Annotated in this window: 14 protein-coding genes; 11 read left to right on the top strand and 3 right to left on the bottom strand. The window is 62.3% G+C overall.

The genetic code is table 11. From position 1 onward, the window contains the following. A partial coding sequence (locus AC629_RS25100) for an alpha/beta hydrolase (protein ID WP_210419110.1) occupies positions 1-939 on the top strand: 939 nt, incomplete at its 5' end. Between the two features lie 244 nt (positions 940-1,183). Here the strand turns inward: AC629_RS25100 and AC629_RS25095 are convergent. Beyond that, positions 1,184-3,271 carry a c-type cytochrome gene (locus tag AC629_RS25095; RefSeq protein ID WP_084807614.1) on the bottom strand — a complete coding sequence of 696 codons (2,088 nt, stop codon included), beginning with the start codon at positions 3,269-3,271 and terminating at the stop codon, positions 1,184-1,186. Positions 3,272-3,690: 419 nt separating this feature from the next. Between AC629_RS25095 and AC629_RS25090 the strand changes: the two genes are divergently transcribed. The 5 genes from AC629_RS25090 to AC629_RS25070 all read left to right on the top strand — a co-directional run bounded on the left by AC629_RS25090 (position 3,691) and on the right by AC629_RS25070 (position 9,246). Continuing rightward, complete coding sequence (locus AC629_RS25090) at positions 3,691-3,945, top strand: hypothetical protein (protein WP_143199421.1); 255 nt, start codon at positions 3,691-3,693, stop codon at positions 3,943-3,945. A gap of 787 nt (positions 3,946-4,732) precedes the next feature. Then, positions 4,733-6,082: an efflux RND transporter periplasmic adaptor subunit gene (locus AC629_RS25085; protein ID WP_084807612.1), complete on the top strand. Its 1,350-nt coding sequence runs from the start codon at positions 4,733-4,735 to the stop codon at positions 6,080-6,082. Positions 6,083-6,173: 91 nt separating this feature from the next. Next, positions 6,174-6,827: an ABC transporter ATP-binding protein gene (locus AC629_RS25080; protein WP_349531241.1), complete on the top strand. Its 654-nt coding sequence runs from the start codon at positions 6,174-6,176 to the stop codon at positions 6,825-6,827. After that, the gene (locus tag AC629_RS25075; RefSeq protein WP_084807610.1) at positions 6,824-8,059 is read left to right on the top strand and encodes an ABC transporter permease; all 1,236 of its coding nucleotides are present in this window, start codon (positions 6,824-6,826) and stop codon (positions 8,057-8,059) included. The genes AC629_RS25080 and AC629_RS25075 overlap by 4 nt, the downstream gene beginning before the upstream one ends. Before the next feature lie 827 nt (positions 8,060-8,886). Beyond that, positions 8,887-9,246, top strand: coding sequence for a hypothetical protein (locus AC629_RS25070; protein WP_084807609.1), 360 nt, complete (start codon positions 8,887-8,889; stop codon positions 9,244-9,246). 126 nt (positions 9,247-9,372) lie between these two features. Here the strand turns inward: AC629_RS25070 and AC629_RS49925 are convergent, their stop codons facing one another. Beyond that, positions 9,373-9,495, bottom strand: a complete 123-nt coding sequence (locus tag AC629_RS49925; RefSeq protein WP_283847690.1) for a hypothetical protein — start codon at positions 9,493-9,495, stop codon at positions 9,373-9,375. 331 nt (positions 9,496-9,826) lie between these two features. On the opposite strand from AC629_RS49925, the gene AC629_RS47810 reads away from it, so the two are divergent. The 3 genes from AC629_RS47810 (at position 9,827) to AC629_RS25055 (ending at position 12,428) form a co-directional block, all read left to right on the top strand. Beyond that, entirely contained in the window at positions 9,827-9,964 is a 138-nt protein-coding gene (locus tag AC629_RS47810) for a hypothetical protein (RefSeq protein ID WP_210419109.1), read from the top strand. Between the two features lie 120 nt (positions 9,965-10,084). Further along, positions 10,085-11,200 carry a lactonase family protein gene (locus AC629_RS25060; protein ID WP_084807617.1) on the top strand — a complete coding sequence of 372 codons (1,116 nt, stop codon included), beginning with the start codon at positions 10,085-10,087 and terminating at the stop codon, positions 11,198-11,200. A 337-nt stretch (positions 11,201-11,537) separates the two neighbouring features. Further along, complete coding sequence (locus AC629_RS25055; protein ID WP_084807608.1) at positions 11,538-12,428, top strand: efflux RND transporter periplasmic adaptor subunit; 891 nt, start codon at positions 11,538-11,540, stop codon at positions 12,426-12,428. 94 nt (positions 12,429-12,522) lie between these two features. Here AC629_RS25055 and AC629_RS25050 read toward each other — a convergent pair whose 3' ends face one another. Continuing rightward, the gene (locus AC629_RS25050) at positions 12,523-13,371 is read right to left on the bottom strand and encodes a caspase family protein (RefSeq protein WP_084807607.1); all 849 of its coding nucleotides are present in this window, start codon (positions 13,369-13,371) and stop codon (positions 12,523-12,525) included. 422 nt (positions 13,372-13,793) lie between these two features. On the opposite strand from AC629_RS25050, the gene AC629_RS25045 reads away from it, so the two are divergent. Both AC629_RS25045 and AC629_RS25040 read left to right on the top strand, forming a co-directional pair. Beyond that, positions 13,794-15,524 carry a hypothetical protein gene (locus AC629_RS25045; RefSeq protein WP_084807606.1) on the top strand — a complete coding sequence of 577 codons (1,731 nt, stop codon included), beginning with the start codon at positions 13,794-13,796 and terminating at the stop codon, positions 15,522-15,524. Positions 15,525-15,796: 272 nt separating this feature from the next. Continuing rightward, positions 15,797-16,537: a thermonuclease family protein gene (locus AC629_RS25040; protein WP_084807605.1), complete on the top strand. Its 741-nt coding sequence runs from the start codon at positions 15,797-15,799 to the stop codon at positions 16,535-16,537. Positions 16,538-16,540: the final 3 nt, after the last annotated feature.

Raw genomic sequence — 16,540 nt, 5'->3', positions numbered from 1 at the left:
GTATTCTTTTTGGCCGGACTCGTTATCCTCCTATCATCTCATTCCATCGCGGGTGAATTCCCGCGGGAGATCGGCGACGCAATCCAAAGAATCGGTCCCGTCATTAACGCTCCCGAAACTGCCAAGCTATTGGCGCCGTTGCAGCGGAAGGAGCCCTATGCCGGCGTGACTGTCACGCGGGATGAAAAGTACGGCGGCGATGAGCGCAACCGCCTTGACGTGTTCCGGCCGAACGAGACGGCATCTGCGTTACCAGTCCTGCTGTTCGTTCACGGCGGCGGCTATGAGAGAGGCGACAAGCGCGCCTCGGGAAGCCCGTTCTATGACAACGTCATGCTTTGGGCTGTCGAGCACAAGATGGTTGGCGTGAACATGACGTATCGCCTCGCGCCGGCGCATCCATGGCCGGCTGCAGTGGAAGACGTCGCAGGCGCTGTCGCTTGGACGCGCGCCAACATTGCACAGTACGGAGGTGATCCCAACCGCATTGTCTTGATGGGGCATTCTGCCGGCGCCACCCACGTGTCGTCCTATCTGGCCCATCCCGGGATCGGCGTGAGAAATCCGGTTGGCGCGGCAGGTGCTATCCTTCTCTCCGGTACGTATGATCTCAAGCCGGAGGTCGACGTTCCCGGCCAACGATCCTATTTTGGTGCAGACACCGCGTTGTGGACGGATCGTTCGTCGATAGTCGGACTGACGAGAACGAATGTTCCCCTGTTGATTGCACACGGCGAACTGGATGTCCCCTACTACACCAACCAGGCCGAGATGCTTAAGGCCAGGCTTTGCCGGGAAAGTCGATGCCCGGCGTTCACGTCACTGCGCGGCCAGAGCCACATGTCCGAAATCTACGGGCTGAATACGATGGATACGTCGCTGTCCGGACCGATGCGATTGTTTGTCGAGTCGGTGACGACGCAGACAGACCGACGCTAAAGCTACCGGTGTTGCGCGGGATGCTCGAGCGAGGGCATGTCCGCTCGGGGAGCACCTGGCGACATTGAACAGGCGGCGACCAAGGTCTGCTTAAGGCTCACAAGGAGACGTCGGCACGAAATTTCAGCGCACCGGACAGGATCGCGCAAGAGCCAATTCCGTTCCGATGGAATCGGAGCTCTGGATTCTTGTTTTGACGCGCTTTCTTTACGCGAACCGGTATCCCACTTCGCTCGAAGACGCTCTAATTTTCGAGACGCGCATCCGACGGCTTTGGGTCTTTGGGCCAATCCTTGACCTTGTCCGGAAAATCCGGGCGCGGCATATGCGAAAAATACTCAGCAACGTCCACCGCGTCCTGATCCGAAAGGCCGCCTTGTCCGAGCGGGAATTTGTCATTGAAGCCGATCGGCATGTTGCGCTTCACGAACGCTGCCGCCGTGTATGTCCGCGCCATACCGGCACCCATGTTGAAGGAGCGATCGCCCCAGAGCGGCGGAAACACCAGGCTCCCATCGGCCCGCCTCAGGCCTTCGCCGTTCTTGCCGTGGCAGGCGGCGCACTGCTCCGCATAGACCCGCTTTCCATTCTCGACGTCAGGCTTGATCGTCCTGTCAATCTTGCCGATGCCACGCCCGGGGACCTTGTCTTCCGGCTTGAATTCTCCCTTCATCCAGTCGAAATAGGCCACCATGGCTTTCAAATCCATCCCATCCAACGGCAACACCACGCCGTTCATGGAGCGCCTGAAGCATCCGTTGATACGCTCCTCGAGCGTTATGACCTTGCCTGCACGCGGGGCGTAGCTGGGAAAGAACGCAGATACTCCGACGAATGGCGAACCGTCCGCCACCGTGCCGGCGTTGAGATGACAACTGTTGCAAGTCAGGTCGTCGCCGACGTGCTGAGGCAGCAGCGTCCGGGTCTCAAGATGCAGTCGCATGCCGCGTACCACCTCTGTGGCATTGGGAGCGGCAAGCATGTCCGCGAGGCGCGGCGTTTCAAATTTGGAGGAGTCCGTCGTCTTGGGATCAAGCTCCGCGCGTATCTTGGCCACATCAGACGACGTCACCGGCCTGGCGTTGTTGCCCCAACTGCTGCGCAGGAAGCTCAGAACTTCTGCCACTTCCTGATCGGAGAGCCGGGCAAAACCCGGCATGGTCCAGACGCGCGGATGGCTGGCGGTTTGCGCGGTTTTTGAGCCGGTCAGCGTGATGTGCACCAGTGTGGTCGGATCGGCGGACGCAATCGTCGGGTTCTGCACAAGCGGCGGGAAGATGCCAGCAACTCCGCCACCATCGTCACGATGGCAATTTGCGCAGAACTGCACATACGCCAATCCGCCACGCGTCGAAAATAGGGTGTCGGGCAATTTTGACGGTGGAACGCACTCGGGCGCAGACGGCGCGGGCTGCTCGTCTTTGCCCGGTGGGAGCGATTTCAGATAGGTGGCGATCGCGATCAGGTCGTCATCGCTGAAGTGCTGGCTGCTGAGATGGATGACCTCAACCATGCTTCCGGAAACCGTGCTAAAGCGGTTCTGTCCCGTTTTCAGCAACAGGGCGGTATCTTCCACCGTCCATAAATTGCGCAAGCTGAGCGCTCGCCACGCCTCCACCGTTGCGCCCGCGAGATAGTATTTGCCATTCGAACCGGCCTCGCTCATCGCCTTCTCCTGGAAGCCGATGCCACGCGGCGTGTGGCAGGAGCCGCAATGCCCAAGGCCCTGCACCAGATAGGCGCCCCGGTTCCAGACGGCATCCTTTCCCGCATCAGGCTTGAACGGATCATCATCGAGGAATGCCAAGTTCCAGAATTTCATTCCCCAGCGCATGCTGAACGGCCAGCGCATCTCTGCGGGCTTGTTGGGCTGGTTAACTGCGGCCACGCCGTGCTGGAAGTAAGCGTATAACGCGCGCATGTCGACGTCGCTTACCTTGGCATAGGAGGGGTAAGGCATCGCGGGGTACAGATTGTGCCCGTCGGCGGCTACGCCTTTGCGCATCGCGCGATCAAATTGCTGGAACGAATGTTGCCCGATGCCGGTCTGTTTGTCGGGCGTGATGTTGGTCGAAAACACTTTGCCGAACGGCGTCGCGAGTTCTCGTCCACCCGCCATCGCCGGTCCTTTCTCGGACGTGTGGCAGGCAAGGCAGTCGCCCAGTCTCGCGAGGTACTCACCGCGCGCGACTAACGCGGCTTCCGGCTCGGACGTTGCTGGCGCGCCTGGACGATTGTTAGCAGACCCCGTTACCGGATCAGCGGCCTGAACAGCGTGACCAAGAAAGAGAAGGGTGGCAAGAGCCGCGAGCGGCAGCCGGATGTTTCTCATCAGGACCGCCCTCCAATTCCGAATCGTCCTTCGTAACAAGTGTGATGAAGGATGATCTCCCGAACGGCGTTGATCCACGTCAAAGCGATTAAGCCGTCCCGGACGACGATCGCCGGATCAACAGGCACTGCATTACGTGCTTTGCGAGTCTCTAACCTTCTCAAATTCTTGGTAAGTCCGTGCGAAGCCAACTCGGCCGCGCCCGTCTCGGTGTCGAATGTTCTCAGTGATGTCCTCGCCGCCGCGAACGGCGACACGTCATGAAGGCGCGGGTCACGGTGGCGCAGTGTCACATCACACGCCGATCGCCGAAGCGTGATTGCCCCGCTCCTGCCCGAGGGAATGCCGACGCCTAACTGTCAGTCATGTAAATGGACAGCACGCGCGTATGGGTTGCGCGACAGCAACATGAGGATAGCATGACCAGCGTCAGATTTTTGGGCACGACGCTCGTTCTTTCCGCGCTTCTTGCCACGCCTGCCTCGGCATGGGACGCGGTCTCGGAGCCCGCCGCAGCCGCGGCTGCGGACCCGACCTTCTCCATCTATTCGAACGATGGCGGGAGATATTCGCGCACGATGGCCTCGCAGGCGCCGCTCGGCGACGCGTCGGGGCCGCATATGTTGGCACGGCCGCATCGCAGAAATCACACCGCCGGCGTCAAGCGCTACTGAACAGGACTTCGAAATCGCCAGCCTTCCTCATTGCCGGACAAGGCGCGCCGCGCACAAGACGGATCTTTCGCGCTAAAAAATCCCGCTCTGACGAGATGTCCCATTTTGACGACAAACCGCAAATGACTCACGAGTTAGTTTCTGACAATTGAGTTAGTTTCGCCGTCGCGAATTGTGTGAGCGGCTAAAAAAAAAGCGGGATAGCTTGGGACATTCTGCACCGCTCCGCGTTCTTTGCTCGCAGTGACCAAGCCATCGCCAGCGAGGGATGGTCAATGCGCACTCGTGGAGCGTCGGCCGATGCTCGCGCTCCGCAAATTCAACAAAGTACTGCGACGCGCAAAATCGTCTCGAAAGGAGTGCAGAGATGAAGCACGTGTTAGCCTCTCTCACCATCAGTGCCTGCCTGCTGCTCCCATCAGCGGGCGTAGTGTTGGGCGCGGGTCCTCCCACCAAACCTGCCCAAAATCCCACAACAGGACAGCAGGGTTCTAATCACGGCTTTAGCTGTACCACCAGCGGTGCAGGGATCAACACTCCTGGGAATGCTATTGCAGCGCCAGGGGCACCGTTCAATCCAAATGGGCAAGCAGGCGGAGTCTATGCGGGAAATCCGAATACGGCATCGGCAGCGAACGCAAATTCAACGGCCGCTGTTTCCCAATATGACGTGGCTTGCTCGCACCAAATGCCCTAGCCTTGGAGAACGGGCTGGATTGCCTGTTGTAGCCGAAAGCGTCGACGCCTCGGGCAAGCCGGCAATGCGTTGAAACAGGATGATAGCCACATGCGTCTCGTCGTTGTGGCGGGTCTGTTGTGCGCCTTGATTGTCGGGCTGGGCTATACTTATGGCCAGGATAGCTCGGTCCCGACCTTCCTCACGGCCCCAGTTGAACGGGGCAGCATATCGACGTTGGTAAAGGCCAGCGGCACCGTTGAAGCGGTCGCAAGCGTTGATGTCAGCTCGCAACTGTCAGGACGAATTGCGGACGTGTTCGTAAGTTTCAACGACGGCGTAACGGCTGGGCAGCCGATCGCGCAGATAGATCAGGAGATCTTTGCCGCCCGTGTCAAAGAAGCAAGAGCCTCCCTCAGAGTGGCGAGAGCCACCGCTCAAGTCCAAAAGGCAGCGCTGGAACGAGCGAAGGTCGCAGTGACGAATGCGCAGACTGCCGAAAAACTGGCGGAAGAGCAATCGACAGCGAATAAGGCCAGGCAAGACGAAGTGGAAAGAGAATTTCTGCGAAAGCTCGCATTGGCACGCACCGGAAGCGGTACCGAGCGAGACTTGAGCCAGGCGCGCGCTTTGCGCGATGCGGGGGCCGCTGACCTGCGCGCCTCCCTTGAACAAATCCAGATGAAGGTCGAGGCCATTGCGATTGCAGAGGCGGAAAGGAACATGGCCGAGGCCAATCTCGAGAATTCACAAGCGGTTGTCGAGCAGAGGCAGGCGGCCGTCGATCAGGCCGAACTTGATCTCGATCATACCGTGCTCCGTGCGCCGATCGACGGAATCATCATCAAGCGCGATGTCAATCCAGGACAAACGGTCGCCGTCAGTCTCGAAGCCAAGACGTTGTTCAAGATTGCGAACGATCTGCGTGAGATGGAAGTCCATGGCAAGATCGACGAGGCCGATGTCGGGCAATTGAAAGTGGGCCAGACGGTCCAGTTCACGGTGGACGCTTATCCTGATCGGATCTTCAACGGGCAGATTCTCCAGATACGCAAATCTCCCGAGGTCGTGCAAAACGTCGTCACCTATACGACAATCGTCTCCGCCCCAAATCCGGACCTTCTGTTGCTGCCGGGAATGACTGCCCAGCTTCGGATTGTTGTGAGTGACACTCGTGGGATCCTCAAAATTCCCAGCCAGGCGCTGCGCTTCCGGCCGAACGATGCCGGTCCTCCGACGGGTCACCAGAGCGCGAACCAGACCGCCTCCCAGGCCTCTGCGATGGTATGGCTGGTCGGCGGCGATGGGCGACCGCAACCGGTTGCAGTGAAACTGGGTGTGAGCGACGACAACAGCGCCGAGCTGCTGGAGGGCGCGCTTGCGGAGGACCAGCAAGTGATCATCGGGATTGCGAACTCACAAAAGCAAAGGGGCTATCTCGGCGTGCGGCTGGGATTTTGAGCAGGATTCCAAGATGGAGCCCCTGGTCCGAACCGTTGGAATTTCGAAGAGCTACCCCTCCGGAGGGACGATTGTTCGCGCGGTATCAAACGTGTCGCTCGCGATCGAGCACGGCGAGTTTGTTGCAATAATGGGCCGATCGGGTTCGGGAAAGTCGACCCTGATGAACCTTTTGGGTCTGTTGGATCGGCCCGATTCCGGCAGCTACGCGCTCAACGGTCGAGAAGTTGCAAAGCTGAGCGAGGAAAGACGCGCGGCCATCAGGAGCCACGACATCGGATTTATATTCCAGCTGCCGGCCCTCCTGCCGCGGGCAACTGCGCTGGAGAATGTCGAACTTCCGCTGATCTACGCCGGCATTCCTCCCTCAAGACGACGTCGCGAAGCCAAGGATGCGCTTGACCGCGTAGGCTTGGCCGACCGCGCTCATCATTGGCCAAATCAACTCTCGGGAGGAGAGCAGCAGCGGGTTGTCATCGCGCGTGCGACGGTGAACGATCCAGCTCTCATTCTCGCCGACGAACCGACCGGATCACTGGATAGTGCCACCAGCAATGAGATTCTGTCGCTGTTCGAGGCGCTTCATCGCGAAGGGCGCACGATCATCGTGGTGACGCATGCCACCGAGGTCGCCGATCGTGCGCGGCGACAGATCACCTTGCACGATGGACGAATCATCAAGGATGTCGCGGCGTCGGGCGACAATTCGCTTCCGACCCCCCTCGCTTTGGATTCCTTCCCATGAGTCCTCTGGAGAGTTTGCGAATCGGCACTCGGGCGCTTCGCGTCAACAAACTGCGGAGCGCCTTGACCGTGCTTGGGATCGTTGTTGGCGTCGGAGCCGTCGTCTGCATGGTCTCGGTCGGAGCTGGCGCACAAGCCGAAGTTTCCGAGAAGATCCGCACGCTTGGAGCCAACCTCCTGCTCGTCATGCCCGGAGCCAGAAATTCGGGTGGGGCGAGGCTTGAAGCGGGAACGCAGCCGACGCTGACGGAAGAGGACGCCGCTTCTATCCGCCGCGAACTGACGGACGTGCAGGTCGCGGCTCCGCTGCTGTCGCGCTCCCTCCCGCTAGTGGCCGCAAACAAGAACTGGGTGACAGTGGTGGCCGGAATAAATGCCGACTATCTGGTGGCTCGCGAATGGCAAGTCGCGAGCGGCCGATTGTTTACGAGCGATGAGATCACCTCCGGAATGAAAGTTGCCATCGTGGGGTCGGTTATCGTCGAGGAGCTTTTCAATGGGCACGCGGGACCGGGAGAGACGTTTCGGATCGGCAACGTCCCCTTCACCGTGATTGGCGTGCTGGACAAGAAGGGGTTGGGCGCAGCTGGCCGCAGCCAGGACGACGTCGTGTTCATTCCGCTGTCAGCTGCGAAAAGCCGGGTGCTGGGCGCTGTGCGCGGCACAACGCGCGAAGCACTGGATTTCATATCGATCAAGGTATCGGACGCAATTGAAATGCCGGAGATCGAACGGCAGATCGAGGCGCTGCTTCGGCAGCGGCACCGCATTCGCGCTGATGCGCCCAGCGATTTCAGGATCGAGAATCCAGCGGACATCCTGTTTGCACGAGGCGCCGCCGCGCGGCTCCTGGGCAGTCTGTTAATCGCGGTGGCAGGCGTTTCGCTGGTCGTTGGCGGCATTAGCATCATGAACATCATGCTGGTTTCGGTGACCGAGCGTACCCGCGAAATCGGATTGCGTATGGCGGTCGGGGCCAGCCGCCGCGACATCCGGTGGCAATTCCTGATCGAAGCCTTGATCCTGGCGCTGATGGGAGGGCTCGTGGGCGCAGTGTCGGGAGCCGCTGCGGCAGTCGCAATCGCGTGGAAAGCTGGTTGGCCTGTCCTGATCAGCCCATGGGCAATCGTCCTCGCTTGCGGATTTGCGGGGTTCATTGGAATTTCTTTTGGCCTCTATCCCGCCCATCGGGCCGCGCGGCTTGATCCAATTGTGGCGCTGCGCTTCGAATAGGTGGAGGTCTGATGTAGGCCCACGAGCCGACATCGCGTAGTCGGCGGCTGGATCCAGCGAAGGGTCAATCGTGGGCATCCCGAATTACCCCTGCGCCCTTCGTGTTTGGCGCACATTGACAAATTGTTGGCACGAACTGCCAAGACACGATTTCGCCCTTCGACTAAGGCGCGCCGGTTATCCCAGTGACGGGTGCAACCTCGGCCAGGATCGATGACCAACCAATCACCAATTCGCGTCTTCTTTAGCTGCCTATTTTGCGGTGCGGTGTATAGCGCCATCCAGACAAAGCAACCGGTCGTAGAAAACGGCCGCTTCGATTGTAAAGAGTGCAAGCGAACGCTCCATCGATGGTGGAGCGGATACGACTTTACAGATTGGCTGGGGCCGCTCAAACCGTAGCGGGCATTTCGCTATTCTTGGCGTTGGCGGACCCACTCATCGCAAGCCTGTCCACTGCTGAGCTAACGTCTGAGCTAACGTCGGCTCGCCGCGGTGTTTGAATGGCGAGAGCCCATCTGAAGCGGGAACGGCTCAAAGCCGCAGTTGCGGCTGGGCGGAGGCTTGTCCGCATCTGATATGAACCGCGCGTCTGCTCATCCACCGGCGATTGATTCTGCACGGGCTGCAAACGGCACTTCAAGCAATCGCGCCGTGGTTTCCTCGCCCCCCCTGGAAAATAGGATCAATCGCCGGGCCTTGCGGTTATCGCCCTGCTGAGACGGCTGGAACTCCGGCCGGCGGGCGTCAGCCAACATTGCATCACGCGCATCGCAGGCGGCTTTCGCCTGCGCTGTCGCGCGCGTGCGCAGATCGAGCGAGGCGACATGGCGATCGTGACTTTCAGGATGATCCCTCTCGTAGCGGTTGTAGCCATGATCGGAATGTCCGCGGAGGCCCGTGACGACGGTCGCTACGCGAGCTCTCCCCTCAAGGGCTGGTTCGAGAGCCTGCACAGCAAGGGTGGCGGCCCCTGCTGCGCCGACGCCGACGGCACCGCGCTCGATGACGTCGACTGGGACACGCGGGACGGACATTACCGCGTCAGGCTCCAGGGCGACTGGATCGAGGTGCCCGACGACACCGTGATCACCGAACCGAACCGCGTCGGCCGCACCATCGTCTGGCCCTATTACGTCAACGGTCGCGCCATAATCCGCTGCTTCATGCCCGGAAGCATGACGTAAGGCGGGACGAAGTCCGGAAGTTGGACGCGAATCCAGACCGGGCCTCGCACCGCGAACTTTGCCGTGAAGGCGAAACAGCGATCGGGCAGCACTCGGGCAGCACAACGTCCGCGGAAGGCGGAAAGCTCACATCAGCCGTCTTGCATCGCTCACTTCGACGAATTCGGCGTCGGGGTGGCTGACGATTGTGGCGACCATGATGCCGCTGATGATCAGCGACCATGCGGTGTCCCAATAGATCCAAAACATGTGCCTGCCTCCGTTTCGACGTCCTCCGCTCGCGGAATCAGGATAACGGCAAGGCAAGGCTGCCGTTCCCGGCGCGATTGCGGCGCGACGATGTGCGGGTGAAGCGCGGGGGTATCTTTGATTGGTCGGCAGTGGCGCACGACCGGTTTGACCGATGTGGCGCTTTGCCACGACGTGCTCATCGTGCGGCCCCGGGGGCGAGGGCGCAGCATTGGATCGCAATTGCGTGAGCTGTTTTCGCCTGTGAATGAGTTCATAGGATCGTCGCCGTTTGCAGTGCACTATCGCAGACGCCGGGGGCATCAAGATTTCGACCGACGGACTTGGCCTGATGCGGAAACGACTCGTCGCCTGGACTATTCTGACCTGCGCGCTGCTTGCGGTCGCGGTGTGGGGCCTGCTCGGGCCACCCGAATATGCGTCCGGCCCACAACTGCCGTCCCGCAGCCTGACAGCGGCGGTGCGGTAGCTCCTCAGCGCAACCGATACAATTCCGGCATCGATCGATCCCAACTGGAATTTGGTGCGACGGCGCGCCTGCCGCTATCCTCCACGGCAAACCGCAAATGCCTGGCTGAAGGAGGAGCCCATGCTGAAATCGACCCGCCGCAGCGCGCCACGCGCTGCGATCGCCACCACCCTCACCTTCCTCGCCCTCATTTCTGGAGTCCACGCCGGCATGGCCGAGACCTTCGCCTATATCGGCAACGCCGACAGCAACGACATCAGCGTGTTCAAGATGGCCGAGAGCGGCGAAATGTCGCCGGTGCAGACGGCCGCGTTCACCGGTGTCGACAAGCCGGGCTCCTCGACGCCGCTCGCGATCACGCCCGACCACCGCGTGCTGATTGCCGGCGTGCGTTCGCAGCCATTCCTCGCGGTGAGCTTTGCGATCGATCCCAAGACCGGCCAACTCAGCCATATCGGCAACGGGCCGCTCGCTGACAGCATGGCGAACATCGCCAGCGACCGCAGCGGCAAATTCCTGTTCAGCGCCTCCTATGGCGGCAACAAGGTCGCGCTGAATCCGCTGCTTGCAAACGGCGTTGCCGGCGAGCCGAAGCAGGTTATTCCGACCGGGCTGAACGCGCACGCCTTCCTGCCCTCGCCCGACAACCGCTTCGTGTTCGCAACCAATCTCGGCTCCGACCAGGTGCTGGCCTTTGCGTTCGACGCCACGGCGGGCACGCTGACGCCGAGCGATCCGCCGGCGATCAAGCTGCCGGAGAAGTCGGGGCCGCGGCACTTCGTATTCCATCCCAATGGAAAGTTCGTCTATCTCATCCACGAACTGAACGGCGACGTCGCAGCGTTCAACTATGACGCCAAGAGCGGCGCCTGGACCGAGATCCAGCGCACCACCGCGCTACCCGAAGGATTTTCCGGGAAGCCTTGGGCCGCCGACATCCACATCACCCCGGACGGGCGCTTTCTCTACGCCTCCGAGCGCACCACCAATACGCTCACCGCCTACAAGGTCGATGCTGTCAGCGGCAAGCTGACCACGGTTGGCAGCGTCCCGACCGAGAAGCAGCCGCGCGGCTTTCACATCGATCCCTCGGGGCGCTATCTCGCCGCGGTCGGCGAGCTCTCCGACAGCATGACGGTCTATGCGATCGACCAGACCAGCGGCGCGTTGGCTAAGCTGAAGTCCTACGCCACCGGCAAGAAGCCGAACTGGGTGGAGTTCTTGAGCCTGCCGTAAGGGCTCTTTGCTCCACTCCCTCCGCATCGTCATGGCCGGGGGTAGCCGTCCGAAGGACGGCGTCGCTTCCGCTCGCCTATGACCCGGCCATCCACGTGTTTCGGCGTAAATGGCGCCAAAGTCGTGGATGCCCGGGACAAGCCCGGGCATGACGAGTTTGCCGGGTGGCGACACCAGCGAACCTTAGCTCCGGTCCCGAAGACTAATTCGACAGGCGGCCTCGCGCCGCCTGCGTTGCTGCGGCATTCTCATCCGGGTCCGACCATTGTCTGCTCTTGGCCCGCCGCGGCCGCTTCTGCTATCGATGAGGCCGTCAAGGCCCCAACCGGAATGACCGATGCGTCCATTGCCTGCGCGTTCCTTTTCCAGACCTCTCGTTGCTCTCACCGGATTGCTGTTGCTGTCCGCCCAACCCACGCTGGCCGCCGATGACGACGCGCCCAAGGGGCCGGCGGTCACGGTGCTGAAGGTCGCAAAATCCTGCTTCTCCGACATCGTCGAGGCCACCGGCACGATCATCGCGCGCGAGGAAACGTCGGTGCGGCCCGAGCGTCCGGGCCTGAAGGTGACTGAGGTGCTGGCGGAAGCCGGCGACACCATCACCGCCGGACAGGTGCTGGCGCGCCTCGCGCTGCCCGAGGGCGGTACGCTTCAGGTCACGGCACCGGTGGCGGGCGTGATCGCCACATCGACTGCGCAGATCGGCGGGCTCGCCTCGGCAAAGGGCGAGGCGCTGTTCACGATCGTGGCGCGCGGCGAATATGATCTCGTCGGCCTGGTCGCGACCACCGATATACGCAAGCTCGCTGTCAATCAGCCGGCGACGGTGCGCATCGCCGGCGCCGGCGATATCGACGGCAAGGTGCGCCGCATCGGGCCGACCGTCGAGCCGAACATCCAGCAGGGCATGGTCTATATCGGCATCTCGTCGCAAAAGCGGCTGTTGCTGAACGCGAGTGGACGCGCGCTGATCAAGACCGGCCAGAGCTGCAACGTCGCGGTGCCCCTGACCGCCGTGCAGTATTCCTCCGCCGGCACCGTGGTGCAGGTGATCCGCCGCAACCGCGTCGAGACCAAGCGCGTCGAGCTCGGATTGATGTCGGGCGGCAATATCGAGGTCCGCGATGGCCTCAACGAAGGCGATGTCGTCGTTGCCCGCGCCGGCGCGCTGCTGCGCGAAGGCGATCCCGTGCGCCCGGTGATGGCGAGCGCGGAAGTGGCGAAGTAGAGCTGAGAGATTGGACTGGGCCCCGGCTCTGCGTCGCATCATTGCATGATGCGCCGCGTCCGGGGCACGAGACTTCGCTAGACTTTACGAGAAACTAGCCGCCGGCTTCGCCGAACTGGACGTCTTCGAGCAGCGAGGAGGAGACGGTCGGGACCTGGTCGCCTTCGGAGGCGCGGGAGATGGCGACGCGGGTCTTGTTGAAGACGCCTTCGGCGCTGCCCTGCGCATTGAGGTTGTTGAGGAACTCGCTGACCAGCACGCTGTGCTCGCCCTTGCCGTCGTCGGCGACCTTGCCGGGCGAGGCCGAGGAGAGGATCAGCGCGTTGTCGGTCGCGCTGATCGGCGCGAGGCCGTGGCTGTAGGAGCGGAAGCGGCGCTCATAAGGATTGCGGCGGGAAGCATCGACGACGACGAGCTTGGCCTTGGCGCCCTGCTCCTTCATCATCTCGAGCACGCCGTCGATGGAGACGCCCTGGCGGCGAACGTCGCTCTCCTTCCAGATCACGGCATCGACCGGCAGCATGTAGCTCTCGCGGCCGGCCTGCACGCCGAAGCCACCGAAGAACAGCATGACTGTAGTGTCGCTCTTGATCCGGGACTTCAGGCGGTTGACGGCGCGGACCATGTCGTCCTTGGTCGCGTCTTCCACCATGTCGACGTCAAAGCCGTTCTTGCGCAGGGCCGAGGACAGCGCGCGGGCGTCGTTGATTGACTGCGTCAGCGGCTCGTTGGCGTCGGGGTAATGTCCATTGCCGATGACGAGCGCAAGGCGCGAGGACTGGCCGATCGAGCCCGTGACCTGGTCGGTCGATACGGCCTTGGCGGCATCGAGCGTGCGCATGTTGAGGGCAGCATGGGCACCGATCACGAGCGACACCGTGCCGATGAGGGCTGCGGCGACTGCGATCGTGCGTCGGGAAATGTCGAGCTGCTTTACATTCATCTCGCTTCATTCCTGTCAGTGCCAAAGACCAGCCCAGCGCGCGCACACTGTTTGAGTAGCGCGATAGCGTCTTTCGGTTTGAGGGATTGGCCGGGGACGTGCCCCCGAACTGCGCGCAATTTGCGGCGCCGCACCAAACAAATCCTTAACCGGATATAGTGTCGCGGGCAATAGATCGCCAAAAAATTGAACTAAGCCACTGAATTAATTGGTTAATATCCCAAGCCAGATTTCTGCTTATTTGGTCCCCCGCAGCCTTCCGGAGGCCGGTCCTGCAGCCCTCGTACCGGCTTTTTCCGTGACGTTCATCACATTTGTTTTTCCCGCGAATCCGGGTAGTTTTTCAAAGACTTGTTGGGGGTGGCGCGCAGGTGGGAGCGTGCCGGCCGGCCCCCGGCCAAGGCCCCGCGACCAGGTATTTCATGAGCTTTCATTATTTTGCCGGCGCCGCCTGCCGGGCGCTGACGGCGCGGAAGGACGGCCCCTCGCTTTACGATGTCTGCGATCCCGTGCTGGCGGGCCCAGCCGCCGGCGATCCGCATCTGGCCAAATTCTACAAGACCGCGCTCGGCAACCCCGCACTGCGGGTGCTGCTCCGGCGGGCCGGTCTGCCCGAGCTGCGTAACGAGACGAAGCTGACCCGGCTGCGCGAGGCGCTGGTGCGCGCCCGCGACGAGGCCGAGCCCGACTGGGCCGCGGTCGGCCAGCCCGTCGCCGATCTCGTCGACAGCATCGCGCTCGACCATCCCAAACCGCCGCCGGCGTTATTCGACGGCGCCATGCCGCCGCCAGCGCAAATCGACAGCGTGATCCGCGACTGCGCGCAACATCTGCTCAGTTCGTATCGCAAGAACGGCTTTCTGCCGACCTATGCCGCCTTCAACCTGATGGGCGATCCCGACTTCCGCGGGCGCGAGCTGATCATGGCGCTCACGGGCCTCAACGCGCGCGGATACAAGAACTCCTCGCTGCTGTTCAACCTCGCCCGCGTCTTCATCGCACGCTCGCCCGCGCACGCCGTGATCAATCCGCCCTGGACCGGCATCGCCGAGCCGATGTGGGAGCCGGTGCAGATCCGCCACCGCTCGGCCTATTACGATGCATTCTTCATCGAGGCGATGCTGAGCTATCTCGAGACCGGGCTCGCCTCACTGGCCGACAAGATCGCAGCGGAGCGCGCCGTCGCCGACATGGTCGATTTCTGCGTCAACATCAGCCGCGAAGAGGTCGAGGGCATCGACGGCGCAAGATTCAACGTCATCACCGCGCTCGCGCCGGCACCGCATCCGCGCTTTTCCCGCTTCTTCGCGCAGATCAAGCAGGACCTCGGCTTCGGCATCTACGTGCCGGATTGCGACACCACGGCGTGCTCGATCTCTGCGGCGACGCAGGCAGGCTGCACCGATCCGATCATCGACCAGCCGCTCTTGGATTTCTACGCCGGCTACCAGGTGCGCGCCGGCGTCAACGAGCCTCGCGTAACCGTGCCGCTCAACGACAATATTGACTACGAGGGCGGGGTCGCGACCTGGATCGACAATCTCAGCGGCGAGCGGCCCTACGGCAATGATCTCGATCCGACGCTCAATCTCGATATTCTCGAGGTGAGCTTCCGCAACCTTGCGCGCTGGAAAATCCTGGAGACGCCGGCGCGGCTCGCCACCGTGCATCGCATCATCGGCTTCCAGAAGCGGCTTGCCGCGAGTAGCGCCTTCGCCAATCCGCGCTCGCACATCTATTATCTGCCGGAACTCTACAGCGCCTATTTCGGCCGCTGCTACGCGGCCTTCCTGGCGCTGCCGCTCGCGGCGCAGGCCGCGATCGACCCCAACGGCGATTTCGATTTCATCCGCCATCGCGTGCTCTCCTACGTCAAGGGCGAGCTGATGGCCGCCGAGATGAACGTGTTCGACGCCGCGCTCGCGCTCATCGCCCTCGGTCATCTCGGTGCCGACCCGCGCGCCTTCGCGCCGGCGTTGAACGTGATCGTTGCGAGCTTGGGCGAAGGCGGCCGCCGCGGCCCGTTCCGCGCCTATGAATGGAACAAGATGAAGACGCCGACGCGGATATTGGTCGGCGGACCTGAGGTGACATCGGCCTTCGTGCTGATGGGACTGGCGGTTGCGAAGCGGGCGATGGCGGGACGGGGGTGAGACTGGCCTCTCGTGCCCCGGACGCAGCGCAGCGCTTCTTCAGCGGTGCGCTGCAGAGCCGGGGCCCATGCCTCCGCGATGCCAGCAGTTTTTGGGTCCCGGCTCTGCGGAGCGGCGTTGCACGCCGCACCGCGTCCGGGACACGAGAGCGGTGAGATCCGTCACAATGACGGGAAGTTGAAAGCCTATACCTTAGGCAGGCGCTGGCCGAGTGGCCAAAAGCCGACCACAATTGCGGGGTCTATCGAGATTTTCATCTTACGCGGACCGGCATGTTGCGAAAATTCCTGATTGCGCTGTCTCTGCTCAGCTTCTCCTTGCTCGGCTTGCCGTCGCTGGCGCTGGCCGCCGACATTACCGGCACGGCAAAGGTCCGCGACGGCGATTCCGTCCTGATCGGCAACACGCGGATCCGGCTCGGCGGCATCGACGCGCCCTCGGCCGACCAGCTCTGCCTCAACACCAAGAGCGAGCGCTGGACCTGCGGCGTCGCGGCGCGCGACGAGCTCGCCAAATACACCGAGGGCAAGAACTGGGTCTGCCATGGGCGCTCGATCGACCGGCGCGGCCGCACTGTGGCGCGCTGCGAGGTCGACGGCGAGGACATCCAGAAGTGGCTGGTGCGGAGCGGCTGGGCACTGGCCTATACCCGTCTCTCCCACGACTACGCCGCCGATGAGGCTGCCGCGCGCGAGGCCAAAGCCGGCATGTGGCAGGGCGCCTTCATCGCGCCCTGGGACTGGCGCGTGCGCAACAAGAAGACCGCCATCCTGGGCGCGACCAAGCCGCCGGAGGGAGCCCATGCGGTCCTGCTCGCCTCCGCCTCCGGGCCGGTCGCGCCGTCGCCGGACTGCACCATCAAGGGCAACGTCAACAGCGCCGGCGAATGCATCTTTCACCAGCCGACCAGCCGCTGGTACGCGCAGATCAAGATGAAGATCAGCAAGGGCACCCGCTGGTTCTGCTCGGTGGAGGAGGCGGAGGCCGCCGGCTGCCGCGAGACGAAGCGATAAACC

Origin of the sequence: Bradyrhizobium sp. NAS80.1 (assembly GCF_001908205.1) — a bacterium.
Taxonomy (GTDB): Bacteria; Pseudomonadota; Alphaproteobacteria; order Rhizobiales; family Xanthobacteraceae; genus Bradyrhizobium.
The sequence above is the reverse complement of the archived record's forward strand: the minus strand, read 5'-3'. Positions and strand labels throughout refer to the sequence as shown.

Bases quoted from the DNA above. Each gene is read 5' to 3' on its own strand.
- AC629_RS25075 (WP_084807610.1), top strand. From the start codon at position 6,824: ATGAGTCCTCTGGAGAGTTTGCGAATCGGCACTCGGGCGCTTCGCGTC.
- AC629_RS49925 (WP_283847690.1), bottom strand. From the start codon at position 9,495: ATGTTTTGGATCTATTGGGACACCGCATGGTCGCTGATCATCAGCGGC.
- AC629_RS25095 (WP_084807614.1), bottom strand. From the start codon at position 3,271: ATGAGAAACATCCGGCTGCCGCTCGCGGCTCTTGCCACCCTTCTCTTT.
- AC629_RS25090 (WP_143199421.1), top strand. From the start codon at position 3,691: ATGACCAGCGTCAGATTTTTGGGCACGACGCTCGTTCTTTCCGCGCTT.
- AC629_RS25040 (WP_084807605.1), top strand. From the start codon at position 15,797: ATGTTGCGAAAATTCCTGATTGCGCTGTCTCTGCTCAGCTTCTCCTTG.
- AC629_RS25085 (WP_084807612.1), top strand. From the start codon at position 4,733: ATGCGTCTCGTCGTTGTGGCGGGTCTGTTGTGCGCCTTGATTGTCGGG.
- AC629_RS25070 (WP_084807609.1), top strand. From the start codon at position 8,887: ATGGCGATCGTGACTTTCAGGATGATCCCTCTCGTAGCGGTTGTAGCC.
- AC629_RS25060 (WP_084807617.1), top strand. From the start codon at position 10,085: ATGCTGAAATCGACCCGCCGCAGCGCGCCACGCGCTGCGATCGCCACC.
- AC629_RS25045 (WP_084807606.1), top strand. From the start codon at position 13,794: ATGAGCTTTCATTATTTTGCCGGCGCCGCCTGCCGGGCGCTGACGGCG.
- AC629_RS25055 (WP_084807608.1), top strand. From the start codon at position 11,538: ATGCGTCCATTGCCTGCGCGTTCCTTTTCCAGACCTCTCGTTGCTCTC.
- AC629_RS25050 (WP_084807607.1), bottom strand. From the start codon at position 13,371: ATGAATGTAAAGCAGCTCGACATTTCCCGACGCACGATCGCAGTCGCC.
- AC629_RS47810 (WP_210419109.1), top strand. From the start codon at position 9,827: ATGCGGAAACGACTCGTCGCCTGGACTATTCTGACCTGCGCGCTGCTT.